The organism is Niabella digestorum (assembly GCF_036409055.1).
GTDB lineage: Bacteria > Bacteroidota > Bacteroidia > Chitinophagales > Chitinophagaceae > Niabella > Niabella composti.
The window spans coordinates 63,094-81,025 of sequence record NZ_JAZGLY010000009.1; the positions used below are offsets into that span (position 1 = coordinate 63,094).

The window sequence follows — 17,932 nt, forward strand, 5'->3', positions numbered from 1 at the left end:
TTATTTTTTTTTGTGAACAATAGTCTCAGAAGGTCCGAGGTAACTGTATTGCAATCCTCCGAAGTCAACGATTAATTTTTGCAATACGAGCCCCGGTGTGTTACAAAATATTTTTACGGTGTGGCGTCCGGGTTGGTTAATATGATGTTTACTTTTTTTGATGATAATATTATTGGAAACCCACATGGACCAATCGCGTGAATCCACAGCTTCTTTATTTACAGATATAGTTTGAGGAGTTTCGTTGTCTACACTGATGGCAAATTGCATTCCCTCCTTTTCGTTATTGAAATTAAGTGTAGGTGAAAACCATGCTTGTATTTCGAAATCTCCTTGACTATAAGTGTAGATATCGTACTCTAATACAGCTTGGGCTTGATTATTTTTATGCTGATAGGTAACAGGATTTAATGTAATGCCATCGCCGCATTTACCTATATCCGGAATAGTGGTCCAATATAGCGACCCAATGTCTTTTTTTGCAGAGTAATGGACTGCTGCAATGGACACATATCCGTTTTGCTCATAAAAGCTATTGCGGTCAGGAGTTCCTTTAATCAAGTCTCGAGCGGTTTTGATAGTAGCATCTGGTGCATATGGCTTGTTGTCGGTACCATTGGTTACATACTGCACTTCAGGCATCCGTTGTACTCTAGGTTCCTGCCAGAAAGTATAACCGATGTGCTTTTGAGCCATCATATGGTTCCACTTGCCATTATTGATGCTGTGATATTCTAGTGTTATCAGTGAATCCTGCTGATAAAAATGTTTTACTTTTTCGGCGTATTCATTTGCCAGTGTATTGTTTTGCTTCGCATAGTACTGATTCCATGCATGAGCTGTATACATGTTCTGCAGATTGCCGTAGGCTTTTACAGGATGCAGTACCAGTTGGTAATACGCATCTTTGTGAGTAGCAGGGATGAGATTGTATATTTTTTGTGCTTCTTCCAGTAATTGATTCCAGTCTTTAGTAATTTTTTCCGCTTCGTTGTAATTCAGGATACTATAAGTATTGGCATTGAGTAGTTCGGGTTTTCTTCTAGATGCATACAAAGCGTATTTACGCATAATGTCTCCAATTTCTTTTGCATAGCTTTTTCCAAACTGCTGTTCGGCCCAGTATGTATAATAGCTGCGTAAGTTGGAAGCATTCCAGCGTTTTACATCCCATGCATAGTCCAAGAAGAATGAAATAGGAAGCTCCATGGGTTTTAAATCGCCCACGTTTACAATCCAAACTTTGTCTGCGCCGTATTCATATGCGATATGCATTTGCTCCCATACACGGGCTATATTATTTGTGTTGATCCATTTGTAATTACGAGGACCACCTACATAATCATAGTGATAGTATATGCCATAACCTCCGGATCTTTTTCGCGCATTTGATGGAGGCATGCGACGTATGTTTCCCCAGTTATCATCGCATAGTAAGAGTGTTACATCGTCAGGCGCTTTCATACCTCGATCGTAATACTCCTGTACTTCTTTGTATAAAGCCCACATTTGCGGTGTTTCATGGGCAGGTCGTCCTGTAATTTGTTCGATAATGTTTCTTTGATCTTTGATAATGCTTTCTAGCAATTGATAGTTTGCTTCTATACTGCCCAGATCTGGCATAGGTTCATCGCCATCGCCACGCATGCCCAATGTTACAATGTTATCGTAATCCTTGTTTCGACGAAATCCATCTTCCCAAAATTTCAGTAACCCTTCTTTATTGGTGTAATAATTCCACGCACCACCGTACTCCTTTTTGTGAGTGGTCCATTCCTTTTGAGCACGCATCATAGGTTCGTGATGCGATGTTCCCATTACAATGCCATAAGCATGTGCCAGTTTGGGATTTTCCGGATCGTCTTCATTAAATGCTTTACCCCACATAGCGGGCCATAGATAATTTCCTTTTAGGCGCAACAGTAATTCAAATATGTGTACATACATTTTACTGTTGATACCGCCGAATTTTTCTCTAGCCCAGCCTCCAAAAGCGGGTTCTTCATCATTGATGAAAATGCCTCGATATTTTACAGAAGGAGAATCATAAAAGTATACTCCGTTTTTGAAATAAGTATTGTGTCGTTTTGTTACCGGAACATCGGCCCACCAGTACCAAGGCGACACACCCAGCTGCTTTGAAAGCTCTAAAACAGCATAGGCAGTACCTCTCCTGTCACTACCGGTGATGATTAATGCCTTATCAACGCCTTTTGTAGGGGATTTAATGGTTTGTAGTTGAAATGCTTCCCATTTTCCTTTTAGGGCGTTGGCGTTTAATTTTTTATCTTTTGCTAAACCCACGAGCAACGGGTCTTTATCTACAATGCCGATAATAATCACTTGTTTCAATCCGGCGGAGAGATTATGGATAATTTGTGGTTGATGGCCTGTCACTGCAGCAATATCTTTTTGTAACAGGTGTGCTGCAATGTGAATTAATGTATCTGCATTTTGATCTATATAAATAGGCGTAGCTTTGTTGTCTGATACAATGGCAAAGCTGTTATTACTTCGGGTTTCTGTAATAAAGTCTTGGGCATGTATAGTGCCGAAAAAAAATACAATCAATATAGCAATGAACGATTGTTTCATATCCGCTAATTATAAATTACCGTTGATGCCAGGGGCATGAGGGAAACGTAAAGACTTGTAATATTCAAGAGTTTTATCAGGTGCCTCGTAGTGAGAGGGAATAGGCAGCTCTGAGAATGTTTGAAAATATAACAAACACGCATTGCGCCACCACTTGGCTTCTTTATGTTGAATATTTAAAAGTTGGCGTACGTGATTGTATCTTTCTTCATCAATGTATGCTTTTACAGTAGTCCATATGTCTTGCATCCATTTTACAGTATCGGCTCCACTATAGTATCGGAAACAGAGCTCGTCCCACAAACTACGTCCTGTACTCAGTGTGTAATTCCATGGTACGTGATGAAACCAGAGGATATATTCAATATTACAAGTTTTCATGTTTTCCCATTGTTTACGCACTTCGGGAGCATATTGACTAAGTGCATCGCTTCCGGTTGCTGTACGATCGAATCCTAAACCTTTTTTGTCGGCTTTGTGATAGTACACAGGATTCCAATCGGCGCGGCCGGCATTTTCCACCCAGGGCGCAGGGCCGTAATGGTGGCCGGTACCCATAATGTGATGCAACCCCAGCGGGGTCATATAGTTTACAGCAGCTTCTCGTGAAGCCATCATGATTTGCTGGATAGGCTGAAGAACTTTGGGATTGTTGCCAAACGTCTGACGAATCCACTCTTCAGCAATAGTTTCTGAAGATAGTGTGTGATCCCATGCCAAACGTCCAAATGCATACCAGTTGGCTTGGCCGAACAAATGTCCCGTCCAGTTGATATCGTTGCCAATATTGGCTACACCTGCAATAGCACTTATTTTATGTTTTTTTAAAGACCCGTCAGTTATTTTAGCTACAGTAGAACCACGCCCGTACGCATAGGTATCTGCGTCCAGACATTCTTTGTATAGCGGAGCTTGGTATACCAGATGTGTGGCTTGTCCCAGATATTCTTGAGTTATCTGAAATTCGGCCATCAATTGCGTATTGGGCATTGCACCAAACAAAGGAGAAAATGGTTCTCTAGGTTGGAAGTCGATGGGCCCATTTTTTACTTGTATGAGAACGTTCTCTTTGAACTTACCATCAAGAGGTTTGAACTCCAAATAAGCCTGCTTAAATCTGTCTGCAGAAGCAATCGATTCGCCGGCTACATCTTTTTTACCTTCTTCAAAGTGTTCGCCTCTTCTCTGAACTCTTGCATCATACACAAAAGCACGCCACATTACGATACCGCCATGGGGGGCTAATATATCGGCGAACATATTTGCTCCGTCAGCATGCGTTCTACCATATCCTTGCGGACCTGGCTGTCCTTCTGAATTGGCTTTAATTAGAAAACCACCGAAGTCGGGAATCATTTTGTAAATCTTATCACATAAATGCTTCCACCATTCGATTACTTCGGGGTTTAACGGATCGGCGGTTTTCAAGCGTCCGATTTCGACAGGAGCACTAAATTTTGCGGTAAGATATACTCGTATTCCATAAGGGCGGAATACATCGGCCAAAGCTTTTACTTTTTCCAAGTAAGGATCGGTAAGTACTAATGAGCTTGCATTTACGTTGGTGAGCACCGTTCCGTTAATACCTATGGATGCATTGGCACGTGCGTAATCTATATAACGTTTATCGATATAATCAGGTAGTGTATGCCAATTCCAGATAGAGATACCGGCATATCCGCGTTCCACACTCCTATTGAGATTATCCCAATGATTTAAGATGCGACGCTGAATTTTTGGAATACTGATGGTTGATAAAGATTGAATAGATTGGTGCGATTGTAACAATTTTAAAAAATGAAAAACACCATACAATACTCCGAGATCAGTTTCTGCAGCTATAAGGATGAGTTTTTTATTATTGATTGTTTGGGAATAGATGGCAAAACCTTCTTGTCCTGTTTTAATTTTTTCTTTTTCAAGAAATGATTTGATGACTGGAGAACTAGATGGAGTGCCTGCAATGAGTGCATTATCTGTTTGCGCTCCCACTTCTTTAATAGGAGCACCCAACAAACCTGATAACCCCATCTCCAATTCCTTTTTGGCCACAAGTAAGGTAGGAGATATGGCATTGATATGAATGCCTGCGATACTTTTTCTGTAAAGATTCAGATATGTGGGGTCTTCAATTTTTTTATAACGCAACCATAAATCATATCCGTTTTCTGCATGTACATATGCAGTTACGACAAGCAGCGATAATAATAGTACAAACAATGTCTTTTTCATTGCAAACAACAAGGGCTAGATATGGCAAAATTTATTTTTTCTTATTTTTTTCTCACGGAGGATTCGCGAATGATTAATTCCGAATTAATGATGATGGTATTAATCTTACTTAAATCGCTTACTCCTTTGAGATGATTAATAAGTGTGCGTCCGGCAACTTCACCCATTTCAATACCCGGGTAGTTCACGGTAGTGAGGGTGGGCTCAATCAGATGGCCGATCGCATCGTTGTTGAATCCTACTACCGCAACGTCTTCTGGCACTCTTAATCCCGCTTCTTTAATTTTTTTAATAAATGAAGCTGCTACAAAATCGTTAGTAATAAAGGCGCCGTCAGGTCTTTCGGACATGTTTAGGAATTTCTTTGCAGCATCGGCACCGGTTTCCTCGCTCAGGTCTCCAATGAATACCAGCGATTCATCGGGTTCAATATTATTATCGTAAAGTGCATCCTTATATCCTCTATACCTATCGGAGTATACATTACGTGATAAACTAGCGGTAATATGTGCTATGCGTTTGCAACCTTGTTCAATAAGGTGCTGAGTAGCTTCGTATCCGCACTTATAGTTGTCTATAACCACCACCGTATTGCCTTTGCCTTTTTCTACACGGTCAAAGAACACTACCGGTACATTTCTATCGAAGAATGGCTTGAAGTGGTCAAGGTTTTTGGTGTCAAAGGAAAGCGACGCAATAACGCCGTCTACGCGCTTATCAAAAAGGTTTTTAGCATTGGCTGCTTCCTTAGCAAAGCTTTCGGAAGAGTGGGCAATAATCAAATCATAACCGGCTTCAGTAACGATTTTTTCCACACCCGACAACACGGAGTTAATAAACGTACTGTTCAGCTCGTGAACCATAAACGCTATGGTTTTGGTTTCGCCGCTTCTCAGGTTACGGGCAAAAGGATTTGTTCTATACCCTCTTTTTTCGGCCAGCTCAAAAATTTTTTTGCGGGTTTTTTTGCTCACCACGGGGTCGTTTTTAAGCGCGCGACTCACCGTTGCTACTGAAATATTTAATTCGTTAGCAAGGTCGTAGATGGTGACGTCTTTCTCCTTTTCTTTCTCTTTTTCTTTCGCCATATGGCAATTTTAATTTTAGGTAAAAATAAAAGTTTTTTTGTAATCGGTTACATTTATTGAAAAAGTTCTTAAATTCGCATAGACGATAGCGTGAAAAAAGTGTTTTTCGCTGCTTGCTAAGATTGTGAAAGCCATATCTAGCCTGTGTTTTAGCCTGATGCATTGGTGTCTTTGCGAATTGGAACTATGGATACAGTAAATTAGGGAATTTTTGTTTATCGGTCGCTTTTGACGTTAAAAAATATGGATTTTTAAAGAGCTAACACCCTCTATAAAGGATTTTTATGAAATCGTTTAACTAACATTTAAAACCATAGCTATGCAAAGATTGCTTGACATTTCTCAGATGCTATCTGCAAGCCAAAGGCGGGGGCATCGTATGCGGCTACTGTCGTGCTTATTGACCTTCATATGTCTTTTTGGATTCAATGAAGCTTTTGCACAAAGAGTCATAAAGTTGACCGGTAGGGTAACTGATGAACAGGGGCAGGCAATACCCCGGGCGTCGATACAAGTAAAAGGAACCAATACCGGAACTATAGCCAATTCTCAGGGATATTTTGAAATTAGTGCTCCGGCCAATGCTGTGCTGGTGGCATCTTCTGTGGGTTATGCAACACAGGAAAAAGAAATTAATAACCAGTCGGTTATTGATTTTATACTTGTGAAAACAGCATCTGATGAGGATGCTGTAGTGGTGATTGGTTACGGTAATCAACGTAAAGAAGCCGTAACAGGTTCTGTTGCCTCAATTAGTGGTAAGGCCTTAACCGAAGTGCCAGCGGCTAACATTTCCCAATCTTTACAAGGACGTTTGCCGGGTATTGAGTTGTCTCAGACTTCCAGTAGACCGGGCGCTACCATGCAAATTCGTATCAGGGGTACTCGTTCATTGAATGCTAGCAACGATCCTTTGATTGTGTTGGATGGAATTCCTTTTGCAGGTTCTATAGCCGACATCAATCCTAATGATGTAAAAAGTATTGATATCTTGAAAGATGCTTCGGCTACTGCTATCTATGGATCTCGTGGTGCCAACGGTGTGATATTAATTACAACGAATAAAGGAGACAGGGGCGCTAAAGCCAGAGTGACTTATTCTGCTTATCATGCAGCGCAAACAGTTTTTGCTAAGTTTCCCATGATGAACGGTCCGGAGTTCGTTGCACTTCGAAAGGCTGCGGGTTTATATACGAATGGTGTGGATGAGGCTGATGATGTAGATGTGGACTGGCAGGATCTGCTGTACAGGACAGGTTATATTACCAGTCATGATGTAAATCTTAGTGGAGGAACTTCCACCGGTAGTTACAACTTTGGATTGGGATATTATCAAAACCAAGGAGTGATACCTACTCAACAATATAAGCGTTATTCTTTACGTGCAACAATAGATCAACAGATCGGAAAATATTTCAGAGTAGGGTTTACTTCCAACAGTAATCACAATCGTAGCGAAGGTAATCAGTTAGGTCTTTATACAACATTATCAACCACACCTATAGCCAATCCTTACAACGAGGATGGATCTTTAAAGAGAACGGTAAGAATGCCTCTGGATGAGCATTTCGTAACTACCAGAGGAGTGGTAGAAGGACTTCGTGACCAGTGGTTAAGTGAAAACAAAGGGTTTGCAACCTATAATGCTATCTATGGTGAGGTACGTATTCCTTGGGTGACTGGATTGAAATTTCGCACTAATCTGGGATTGGATTATATGCACACACATACCGGTGACTATACCGGCGAAGGTATAAACAGTGCTAATCCCACCACTCCCTCCAGCGCGGGTATCAGTAACTCCAAAACCTATCACTGGACTATTGAAAATATTCTCTCATATGACCGCACTTTCGCGGGTAAGCACAACTTAAATGTGGTGGCTTTGTACTCTGCAGAGCAAAGTACTTATGACCGCTCATCTATGTCGGCTAGAGATATTCCGGCAGATGCTTTCCGTTATTTTAATCTAGGTCATGCAACAGGAGAAATTACTGTAAGCCCTGACGGACAGGATTACCAACAATGGGGATTGCTTTCGTACATGGGTCGTGTAATGTACTCCTACGATAATCGTTACATGATTTCTGCAACCCTGCGTTCAGATGGTTCTTCTCGTCTGGCACCTGGCAAAAAATGGCATACTTATCCTGCCGTATCTGTGGGTTGGAATATTTCTAATGAATCCTTCATGCAGAATGTATCGGCTATTAATAACTTAAAGTTGCGTTTGGGTTACGGACAAACTTCCAATCAGTCTATTGCTCCTTATGCAACACTGGGACGTTTGGCAACACGTCCGTATAACTTCGGCCCTGATACTTATGCTGTGGGATACTATGTTTCTATCCTTCCCAACCCGAATCTGGGATGGGAGTACTCGCTCACCTGGAACTATGGTTTGGACTTCTCTTTATTTAATAACCGTTTGTCCGGTACAGTTGAATATTATGTTACCAATACTAAGGACATCTTGTTAAACGTGAGTCTGCCAAATACTTCCGGTGTGAACAGCTATACTGCTAATATAGGCGAAACTCAAAACAAGGGTATCGAAGTAAGTCTGAATGGAAAAATTCTGGATAATAGAAATGGTTGGACATGGGAAGCCGGAGTAAACTTCTATGCTAATAAAAACAAACTTGTAAAACTTGCATCCGGACAAACTCGTGACGAAGGTAACGCATGGTTCGTAGGTCATAACATTAATGCCATTTTTGATTATGAAAGAATCGGTTTATGGCAAGAAGATGATCCTCACTTGACGCTATATGAGCCAGGTGGTAATGTGGGTATGATTAAAGTAAGATATACCGGCGATTACAATGCTGATGGTACTCCTGTTAGACCTATTGGTCCTGATGACCGTCAGATTATGGATGTGGATCCTAAGTTTCAGGGAGGTTTTAATACACGCGTATCTTATAAAGGATTTGACTTAAGTACTGTGGCTTTCTTCAGAAGTGGCGGTATTCTGGTAAGTACCCTTCATGGTTCTTCAGGTTATCTGAACTTGATGACAGGACGTCGAAACAACGTAAAAGTGGATTATTGGACTCCTGAAAATCCGAACGCAAAATATCCTAAGCCCGGAGGTATCTTAAGTGGTGATAACCCGAAATATGGAAGCACACTGGGATACTTTGACGGAGGCTTCTTGAAATTCCGTACAATTAGTTTGGGATATGACTTTAACTACAGCGTGTTAAAGAACTCAGATGTGAGACTGAGAATGTACTTTACTGTACAAAATCCATTCGTGATGTTCTCTCCGTTCCACAAAGAAACCGGAATGGATCCTGAAACCAACTCTTACGGAAACGAGAACTCTGCTGTAGCTTCTTATCCAAGACGGATTTTGACAATTGGAACTAACAGTCCTGCAACAAGAAACTATGTGCTGGGTCTTAACTTAACTTTCTAAAAAATGAGAATTATGAAAAAGATTCATATAAAAAAGTGTATTGCTTCCTTGACATTGCTGTCGGTACTTTTAACAGCATGCACAAAGATTTTGGAAGAACAGCCGCGCAGTATTTTCGAGCCCGGTTTCTTTAAAACAGAAAAAGGGGTAATGGGGGGTCTTACTTCACTATATGCCCACTTGCGCTGGCTTTATGGTCAGGCCTATTATTATAACTCTTGTCTAACCGGTACGGATGAAGCTACCTGGGGCCAAAGTGCTGACGGTAACTTCTTGGACATGGATATGACCAATGTAGGTAGAGTTTCAGCTACCAGTTATCCTATAAGCATTGTATGGTCTACTGTTTTCTCGAATATCAATACTGCCAGTGGTATTATTGAAAACGCCGCAGAGGTAGGTATTTCTGATGCTCTAATTGCTGAGGCTAAATTTTTCAGAGCATTCGATTACTTCCTATTAGTACAAACTTATGGGGGCGTACCGCTGGATTTAGGTGCCGGCGAACTGAAATTTAATACAGCGCCTACCAGAACCTCTGTTAGAAATACTGTTCCGGAAGTGTATACTAAGGCGATTTTCCCAGATTTAAGGGATGCTGTTAGAGATTTACCGGCAGTAGGACGTGTAACGGGTGGTGTTACTAAAACAGTAGCTCGTTTGTATCTGGCTAAGGCTTATCTTACCTATGCATGGTGGCTGGAAAACCCCAACAATATTCCTACTTACCCCGAAACTCCTAGGGTAGATCCGGATGGACATGACGCTCAATGGTATTTCCAACAGGCCTATAATGTTGCGGTAGAAGCGATTAACGATCCGGGTCCTTTCGGTTTGCAACCTACTTTCTATGATTTGCATTTAGGTTCCAATGACCGCAATAATGAAATACTCTTATACGCCGATCATACCGAAAATAGTGAGTATTACAACGGTGGAAGTCTGACTTTCGGTAGCGGTGGAGCTCCTGACAACTTTGCTGTATGGATGCTTACTTGGAACTATACCAATATTCGAAGCAGTACTTCCAATACTTCATGGCAGCCGGTAAGCTCAGTACAGAGAGAAGCTGCGCAAGCCCTAGGTCGTCCTTGGGTACGTATGGCACCACCCATCGAAGTATTTACAAGAACATTTGCGGATAAAACCAAAGACTCTCGTTATGACGGGACATTTGTAACCACATACCGCGGTAACTGGCATTTGCAAGGAACCGGTCTAACCAACGTTCCTGTGCTATATAACGCCAATTACCTGCCGGTACAACCAGGAGATGCTATTCTTACCTTCCTTGACGAAGAACCGGCTACTCCTATTGATTACTCTAATTCTGTTTTCAGAAGTAATGTAGGTGCAGGTGTATTGCCCGGAAGAGCCGATTTCGTAATAGGACCTAATGCAATTAGCCGTCTGAGATATCCGGGCTTGTGGAAGCTGGGTACTTATCGTACCGATAACAATGGTGGTTTGGGACAGCCCAACGCTGGTTTGACTCGTCCGTTCAACATCGCTAAGTTCTCCGAGTTGTACTTTATCGCGGCTGAAGCTGCTGTAAAAGGAGCTACCACTCAAGCCGGTAAAACTGCAAGGGATTTGATCAATGTGATTCGTGCTCGTGCGGGTAAATGGCGCTGGCATAACAATGGTAATGTTGAAAAAATTGAGGATAATAGCGCTGCCATGGTAGCTGCCACACCCACAACCATTACCATTGATTATATTCTTGAAGAACGTTCTCGCGAATATTTCGGCGAAGGATATCGTTGGTACGATTTAGTGCGTACTCAGAAATGGGCTGATGTGGCTACAACCTATACCATTTGCGGCCCAGGTGAGCAAGACACTATTCCGGTTACATTTACTCGTAATATTCAGCCTTATCATTACTTAAGGCCCATACCACAGGGACAGCTGGATGGAATGGAAATGTCTCCGGAAGATAAACAACGTTATCAAAATCCTGGTTATAACTAATCGTTGTATAAAGAGCTTACGTTTAAGCAGTAACTCCCTCTCTATCCACTACGCTGAGATTCTTCTCGGGTGTAGTGGATTTTTTGTTTTACATCCATCTTCAATATGTATCCTAGAAGCTTTGTATATACTCTTTATATCGGTTGAACAAATGCCCTGCTTGCAGATAAGCCGATTGTGGGCTCATAAAATGTGAAAACTCAAATGTTATAGCCTTATCGTAGCCGGCTTTACGTGCTGCTTCCAATTTTAATCGCAGTTTTTCAAATTTGATTGGTAAAAACTTGATCGGCATATCTCGGTCGAAAGTTTCAGCATTGGTCCAGCACTTTAGGCCATATTTATCGGCCATCGCTTTATTTACACGGAAGAAATCTTCCAGCTCGTGATAGTCGATATGCCCATCTTGAAAAGCTACAGCGTCCACTGCGTCTTTGATTCCGTCGAGTATTTCACTCCATTCTTTTTCATGCTCTGCCAGTGAAATAGCATCTTCTCTAGTTAGAGCCGAAGACGCGGCAAGCACCGCTTTCTTCCCATCTATCCAAGGCGATATTAGCGTGGGCAAACCATTGCTAATGCTTTTGCATTGTTCTCCAAGCGTTCGAAATGCTTCAATTGAGCCTTTAGTACGCCGGCTGTGATTTCCATACTGAGATACCATCCTTTAAATGCAGGGGAATGTCCGTATTGGTTCCACACTTCATCTATCACATATCGGTTGCTATCGATTTCCTCGGTTAGGTCTCCGGTATCCCAATATTTTCCGCTGTCGTATAAACCAAAGTAAAAATTCATTCCATATTTTTCCGATAAACCGAGAAACATATCAACAAGATCAACGGGAGGGTGGTAACATCCATGTCGTTCCATCAAGAATTTTGAAGGATAGGTGATAAATCTTCTATAACCCGATCGAATCAAGATCTCCGTATCTATTCCAATTTGCTTCATATAGGAGAAGTCCTTATCCCACTCATCTCTACCCCAATTTTGATGAGGGGTATCGTGGCTTATCTCGTCAAGAAATGTTCCGGTAATTTTCATAAATATTTTTTTAAATATACCGACCGTGACGGTTATGACAATAATATATTAATTCTGTGGGTTTGTGACTTACACGATTTCTTTTTTAACTTTTGTTAGTTGCGATGTGCTTGATATTGCACTCCAATCTTCATCAGCTTCTTTAAGTCGATCCCACCAAAATCTCTTCAAAATCCAAGTAGAAACAATCAATATCAGAGACCAAATCAGTGCTTCCATATTTTTTCTGATCATAAAATAGATGGGAATGACTACCTGAGCCATTTGCCACACGATCCCTACGAGTACGTTGAATGTATCGCGACTAAAATCACGATTCATTTTGAAATTTGGATCTTCCGTCATTACTTCTCGACGTATGGGGCTCCATAATCCCCAAGGACGTGTGGTTTTGTAAAACTCTTTAACTGCCTCTCTATTTTCCAATGGCTTAATATAAGTACCGATAATACAACCGATTGTCGAAAAAACTAAGATGATTGGAAAGAAATAGATATCGACGATATCAGGAAAGACGAATAGTTTGATAGTAGATCCGATCAAACCAAACAACATTCCGTAAAAGTATCCATAGCCTGAGAACCGCCACCAAATCCATTTTAATACATTAGCAAGCGGCATAACCTCCATATAAGGCCGAAGTAATCCATAGCGTGATTTTATTGAGAGAGCCCCCATTTAATCCGAAAATAATACCCATAGCTACCAGAATTATGGACGCCCAAATACTGATACGAATGTATTTCTCGTTTGAAGCTTTAGGATTGATATATTTCTTATAAATATCGTTAACTACATAAGCCGGAGCAGCATTGACAAATGCGGAAAAAGTTCCCATAAATGCTGCTAGCAAACCGGCAAGCAACAATCCTTTTAATCCGATTGGGATATATTTTGAAATGGCTAGGGGAAGCACCTTTTCAAAATCAATATTCGCCCCCATAGCGTTCAACTCTGGGCCAAGATATACCAGGCCGATAACTCCAAAAGCAGCAACCATTAAGTATCTGGGGATATACATTACCACAATGGTTAAAGCACTCATTCTGGCTGCATCGGATGGTTTCTGGGTCGATAACACCCTTTGCATGTCATAACTTGGAACAGGTCCTGCAAGAGATGCAAATACGCCTTTAAATAGCATCATCATGAATAGCAATCCGAACCACTCAAACCCATCGGATTTTATTTTTTCGTTAACAGCCGGATAAGGAGTAGCGCTCCAATCTAGTTCTAAGTTCCATCCAAACCACAGATTCGCCCACCCCTCTGGTATCACAGCATTAATCTGATCGGAAGTAACTGAAGTATATCCTATGTAAGCGACCATCAATGCCGAAATAGTCATTATGACGAACTGAGCTACTTCTGTTGCGACAACGCTGTACATGCCGCCTTTAATCGTATAAAGTGTTGTTAGTATGCAGATAATTAGGGCATACATTTTTTCTGATGAAATCGTCATTTCGCTTAGGGTAAGCGTTAAGTCCCACGGAAGAATGGAAGTGCAAAACTTTCCTATACCCTGAAACAAATAAGCGATAAAGCCAATAACACTGATAACTGCAAAGGTCACCACAATGATATGTGAAAGACGTGCGCCTTTTCCGTCACCGAATCGATAAGTAATCCATTGTGCTCCGGTCATGGTATTGGAGCGCCGCATCCAGATTGCTAAAAAAACGAACACAAACACCTGATTCCAAACGGGCCACAACTAGGGAATCCAAGCGCTCTTTAGTCCGTAAATAAAAAGAATACTTACTGTCCACATAGTGCCGGAAATGTCAAACATGCCTGAGGCATTACTCAAACCCAGGTAGTACCACTTCATGCTATTGCTACCTAGGAAGTACGATTGAAGATCCTTGGAGGCTTTTCGAGAAATGTAGAAACCAAGCGAAATAATTCCTATGATATAAACTAAAATAATCAATATGTCCAGAGGACTTAAATTCATAAAAGCACTTTTTAATTAAGCCGATAAAGAGTTGTCTTACCTGCAATCGCCATTATCCTGACCCTCCGTTTATAAGTACGACAGTTTTGATTACTTCAAGATCTGCACTACAATTTCAGGTCATCAAAAATAGCTTTTATCCCAATCAAATGTCGAACAGTGGTAGTAGAAGAATTTGGTAAGGCGTTTATATACTGGATAGTACGAGAAATACGCATTTTTCGGCTGTTCGACTAGGGGCATTGATCCACATACCATGTTTACCGCGCATATTATTCGAACAGTTATCATGATGATGTGTCGGTGACTTAATTGAAGCAATGGAGGAAAAAACCGGAGAAGAGATTAATTCATTTAGTTTTAAAAATTGTGGTTAGGGAGGGAGTGCAATCTTTTACGATCAAGAAAAATATTTTACCGGCAGCTTTGAATAAGATTGGCCTTTGATTCAAGATTATACAAATAAAAGAGGCAATCGAAAGATTGCCTCTTTTATGGTTGTTTTTGTATTTTAGAATTATTTCTCGGCCTCTGTTTGCAAACGCTGCATCAATAAGGCTTTCCAATCTTGGTATAAGTCATTATAAAGTGCAGTTTGAGTAGGCTGAATTACTTGTAGCACTTGTTGATTTTTAAAGGCTTCTGCAGTATTTTTGAAATATCCAACGCCTATTCCTGCACCAATAGCGGCACCTACGCTACCATCGCAGTCGTACAGTTCCACAGGAATATTGGTAGCATTTACAAACGCTTCTGTAAATACAGGACTTAAAAACATGTTGGCTCTGCTGGCACGTATTACAGAAGGTGTCATACCGTTGCTACGCATAATGTCCAGTCCGTATCGGAAAGAAAAGGCAATACCTTCCTGTGCTGCACGAATAACGTGTGCCTGTGTATGCTTGTTTAAATCGATATGATAAAAATGAGTACCGATGATTTTATTGTTCAGCATGCGTTCGGCCCCGTTACCAAATGGCAATACAAATAAGCCGTTGCTGCCCGGTTTTACGGAGGCCGCCATTTCATTCATATCGGGGTAAGAAAGATTGCCTACCAAATTTTTTACCCATCGGTTAAGTATGCCTGTTCCGTTTATACAAAGCAATACGCCGATGCGGTTAAGCGTATCTGTATAATTTACGTGAGCAAAGCTATTGATGCGACTTTCCAAATCGTACGTAAGCTGGTCGCTGATGCCGTAAATCACGCCCGATGTTCCTGCCGTTGCTGCTACTTCGCCAGGTTCGAGTACGTTCAAGGATAACGCATTGTTAGGCTGGTCACCGGCTTTGTAAGACACGGGAATGCCTGGTTCTAAGGATAATTCATCTGCTACGGATGGGCACAACTGCCCGTGTTCTGCAAATACATTTTTTATTTCAGGGATGATGTGGTTATCAAATCCGAAATATTGCATTACCGCTTCCGAAAGGGCATGTGTTTTGAAATTCCAAAAAATGCCTTCGGATAAAGCCGAGGGAGTAGTAGTGCTTTGTCCTGTAAGTCTTTGAGCGATAAAGTCGCCAGGTAGCATGATTTTATGAATCTTCTCAAACAATGAAGGTTCATGTTCTTTTACCCAGGCTAGTTTAGCTGCGGTAAAATTACCCGGAGAGTTCAACAGTTCTGATAAACATTTTTCTTTACCCAATTCTTCAAATGCCTTTTCTCCGTAAGGTACCGCTCGGCTGTCGCACCATATAATGCTATTGCGCAGTACTTTATTTTCTTTATCCAATAAAACGAGGCCATGCATCTGATACGAGATACCAATGGCTCCAATATCGCTTTTATTGTATTTACCTTGTTGGTGGAGCTTTTGAATGGCGCATTTGACATCATTCCACCAGCGTTCGGGCGATTGCTCGGCCCAGCCCTGTTGTAGAGAGATAATCTCACGCTCGGTTTCAGGATATTGTGCTGATGCAAGCGTTTGTTGTGTTGCGGCATCTACTACCGAAACTTTTATGGAAGAGGTGCCCACATCTATGCCTAGTAGCAACATAGTTTTAAGTTATGGGTTTGAAATATCACGATTGTGGGAATAGCCCCAATTGTTATAGGTGTTATCACGTTTGTTGTATTATAAAGTAACGTCTGTACACCGGATGGGCACAGACGTTACAATCCTTTAGTTATGTCGGCAGATTAGATATATCTGTTGATTAAATTTTCCAGATATTCTTGTCTTCCACTAACTAATGGGGGTTCTCCTACTTCTATAGCGTACTGACGCAGATCTTCCAGTGTCAGTTTACCTTCTTCAAATTCCTTGCCTTTTCCGCTGTCGAAAGAAGCATAACGTTCTTTACGCAGTTTAAGGTAATCTGTATTATTGATGATTTTATCTGCTGTAATCAAAGCGCGGGCGAAAGTATCCATTCCTCCGATATGAGCGTAGAATATATCCAATGGGTCGGTAGAATTACGTCTAATTTTTGCATCGAAATTAATACCCCCACCTTGCAGGCCACCTGCTTCGAGGAAAATCAGCATTGCTTCTGTAAGTTCGTAAATATTGTTGGGGAACTGATCGGTATCCCAGCCGTTCTGATAGTCGCCTCGGTTTGCATCCAGAGAACCTAATACACCATTATCTGCAGCTACTTGTAATTCATGCTGGAAAGTATGCCCGGCTAATGTAGCATGGTTTACCTCAATATTTACCTTAAAGTCGTCTAACAAGCCCCATTGTCTTAAAAAGCCCACTACGGTTTCGGTATCATAATCGTATTGATGTTTAGTAGGCTCCATGGGTTTAGGCTCGATAAGAAACACGCCTTTAAAACCATTGCGGCGTCCATATTCTTTAGCGGTATGTAAAAAGCGCGCCAGATGCTCTTTTTCACGCTTCATGTTAGTGTTTAGCAAAGTCATATAACCTTCGCGGCCACCCCAAAACACATAAGCATCACCACCAAGTTCAATTGTTGCATCAATGGCGTTTTTTACTTGTGCAGCAGCGTGTGCTAGTACGCTGAACTCCGGATTGGTGGAAGCTCCGTTCATATAACGTGGATTAGAGAACACATTGGCTGTTCCCCAAAGAAGCTTTACCCCACTAGCTTTCTGTTTTTCTTTAGCGTACGCTACCATTGTCTGCAATCTTCTATCGTTTTCTCTAACGTCGCTCGTGTGGTCCACAACATCCACATCATGAAAACAGTAATAAGGTATGTTCATTTTAGTGATGAACTCAAAAGCCGCATCCATCTTGTCTTTTGCGCGCTCTATGGGGTCTGATTTTTGGTTCCAATCATAAAAATGAGTTCCTGTTCCAAAAGGATCATTTCCATCGTTGACAAAAGAATGCCAATATGCGCAAGCAAACTTGAAATGTTCTTTTAATGTCTTTCCTGCTACAACTTTGTTTTCATCATACCAGCGAAATGCAAGCGGATTATCGCTTTCAGGGCCTTCATATTGAATTTTTTTCACCCCCGGAAAGTATTCTTTCTCGCCCAGAAGAATGTTCATCTTATTTGATTTTATGTTGAAAATAATTATGGTTTAGCAATGTTAAGAAAAAAAATGTAACCGATTGCAAAAAATGTTGTATTTGATTGCAAAACTTGGCTCGAAAATACGAATAATATTAGGTTTATTTTT

10 protein-coding genes and 1 pseudogene are annotated in these 17,932 nt (G+C 41.2%); 2 read left to right on the top strand and 9 right to left on the bottom strand.

The features are described 5' to 3' along the window. Genes V2H41_RS13130 through V2H41_RS13140 form a run of 3 tightly spaced genes read right to left on the bottom strand, consistent with a single transcriptional unit; the run spans position 1 to position 5,915 of the window. Positions 1-2,595 carry a glycosyl hydrolase 115 family protein gene (locus V2H41_RS13130; protein ID WP_330975623.1) on the bottom strand — a complete coding sequence of 865 codons (2,595 nt, stop codon included), beginning with the start codon at positions 2,593-2,595 and terminating at the stop codon, positions 1-3. 9 nt (positions 2,596-2,604) lie between these two features. Further along, positions 2,605-4,827, bottom strand: coding sequence for an alpha-glucuronidase family glycosyl hydrolase (locus tag V2H41_RS13135; protein WP_330975624.1), 2,223 nt, complete (start codon positions 4,825-4,827; stop codon positions 2,605-2,607). A gap of 41 nt (positions 4,828-4,868) precedes the next feature. Next, positions 4,869-5,915, bottom strand: a complete 1,047-nt coding sequence (locus tag V2H41_RS13140; protein ID WP_330975625.1) for a LacI family DNA-binding transcriptional regulator — start codon at positions 5,913-5,915, stop codon at positions 4,869-4,871. Positions 5,916-6,234: 319 nt separating this feature from the next. On the opposite strand from V2H41_RS13140, the gene V2H41_RS13145 reads away from it, so the two are divergent. Continuing rightward, positions 6,235-9,339, top strand: coding sequence for a SusC/RagA family TonB-linked outer membrane protein (locus V2H41_RS13145; RefSeq protein ID WP_330975626.1), 3,105 nt, complete (start codon positions 6,235-6,237; stop codon positions 9,337-9,339). 12 nt (positions 9,340-9,351) lie between these two features. Continuing rightward, positions 9,352-11,313 carry a RagB/SusD family nutrient uptake outer membrane protein gene (locus V2H41_RS13150; RefSeq protein ID WP_330975627.1) on the top strand — a complete coding sequence of 654 codons (1,962 nt, stop codon included), beginning with the start codon at positions 9,352-9,354 and terminating at the stop codon, positions 11,311-11,313. A gap of 112 nt (positions 11,314-11,425) precedes the next feature. Here V2H41_RS13150 and V2H41_RS13155 read toward each other — a convergent pair. The 6 genes and pseudogenes from V2H41_RS13155 to xylA all read right to left on the bottom strand — a co-directional run bounded on the left by V2H41_RS13155 (position 11,426) and on the right by xylA (position 17,800). Next, positions 11,426-12,360: pseudogene (locus V2H41_RS13155) on the bottom strand (DUF4434 domain-containing protein). A 69-nt stretch (positions 12,361-12,429) separates the two neighbouring features. Then, positions 12,430-12,981, bottom strand: a complete 552-nt coding sequence (locus V2H41_RS13160; RefSeq protein WP_330975628.1) for a hypothetical protein — start codon at positions 12,979-12,981, stop codon at positions 12,430-12,432. Beyond that, positions 12,968-14,026, bottom strand: coding sequence for a sodium:solute symporter family transporter (locus V2H41_RS13165; protein ID WP_419784744.1), 1,059 nt, complete (start codon positions 14,024-14,026; stop codon positions 12,968-12,970). The genes V2H41_RS13160 and V2H41_RS13165 overlap by 14 nt, the downstream gene beginning before the upstream one ends. A gap of 51 nt (positions 14,027-14,077) precedes the next feature. Then, positions 14,078-14,320 (bottom strand): hypothetical protein, encoded by a 243-nt coding sequence (locus V2H41_RS13170; RefSeq protein WP_330975630.1) that lies wholly within the window; start codon positions 14,318-14,320, stop codon positions 14,078-14,080. 517 nt (positions 14,321-14,837) lie between these two features. Beyond that, a complete protein-coding gene (locus tag V2H41_RS13175; RefSeq protein WP_330975631.1) occupies positions 14,838-16,328 on the bottom strand; it encodes a xylulokinase in 1,491 nt (496 codons plus the stop codon). Between the two features lie 143 nt (positions 16,329-16,471). After that, on the bottom strand, positions 16,472-17,800 hold the full coding sequence (gene xylA / locus V2H41_RS13180; RefSeq protein WP_330975632.1) for a xylose isomerase: 1,329 nt from the start codon (positions 17,798-17,800) through the stop codon (positions 16,472-16,474). Positions 17,801-17,932: the final 132 nt, after the last annotated feature.

Bases quoted from the DNA above. Each gene is read 5' to 3' on its own strand.
- V2H41_RS13130 (WP_330975623.1), bottom strand. From the start codon at position 2,595: ATGAAACAATCGTTCATTGCTATATTGATTGTATTTTTTTTCGGCACT.
- V2H41_RS13135 (WP_330975624.1), bottom strand. From the start codon at position 4,827: ATGAAAAAGACATTGTTTGTACTATTATTATCGCTGCTTGTCGTAACT.
- V2H41_RS13140 (WP_330975625.1), bottom strand. From the start codon at position 5,915: ATGGCGAAAGAAAAAGAGAAAGAAAAGGAGAAAGACGTCACCATCTAC.
- V2H41_RS13145 (WP_330975626.1), top strand. From the start codon at position 6,235: ATGCAAAGATTGCTTGACATTTCTCAGATGCTATCTGCAAGCCAAAGG.
- V2H41_RS13150 (WP_330975627.1), top strand. From the start codon at position 9,352: ATGAAAAAGATTCATATAAAAAAGTGTATTGCTTCCTTGACATTGCTG.
- V2H41_RS13160 (WP_330975628.1), bottom strand. From the start codon at position 12,981: ATGCCGCTTGCTAATGTATTAAAATGGATTTGGTGGCGGTTCTCAGGC.
- V2H41_RS13165 (WP_419784744.1), bottom strand. From the start codon at position 14,026: ATGCGGCGCTCCAATACCATGACCGGAGCACAATGGATTACTTATCGA.
- V2H41_RS13170 (WP_330975630.1), bottom strand. From the start codon at position 14,320: ATGAATTTAAGTCCTCTGGACATATTGATTATTTTAGTTTATATCATA.
- V2H41_RS13175 (WP_330975631.1), bottom strand. From the start codon at position 16,328: ATGTTGCTACTAGGCATAGATGTGGGCACCTCTTCCATAAAAGTTTCG.
- xylA (WP_330975632.1), bottom strand. From the start codon at position 17,800: ATGAACATTCTTCTGGGCGAGAAAGAATACTTTCCGGGGGTGAAAAAA.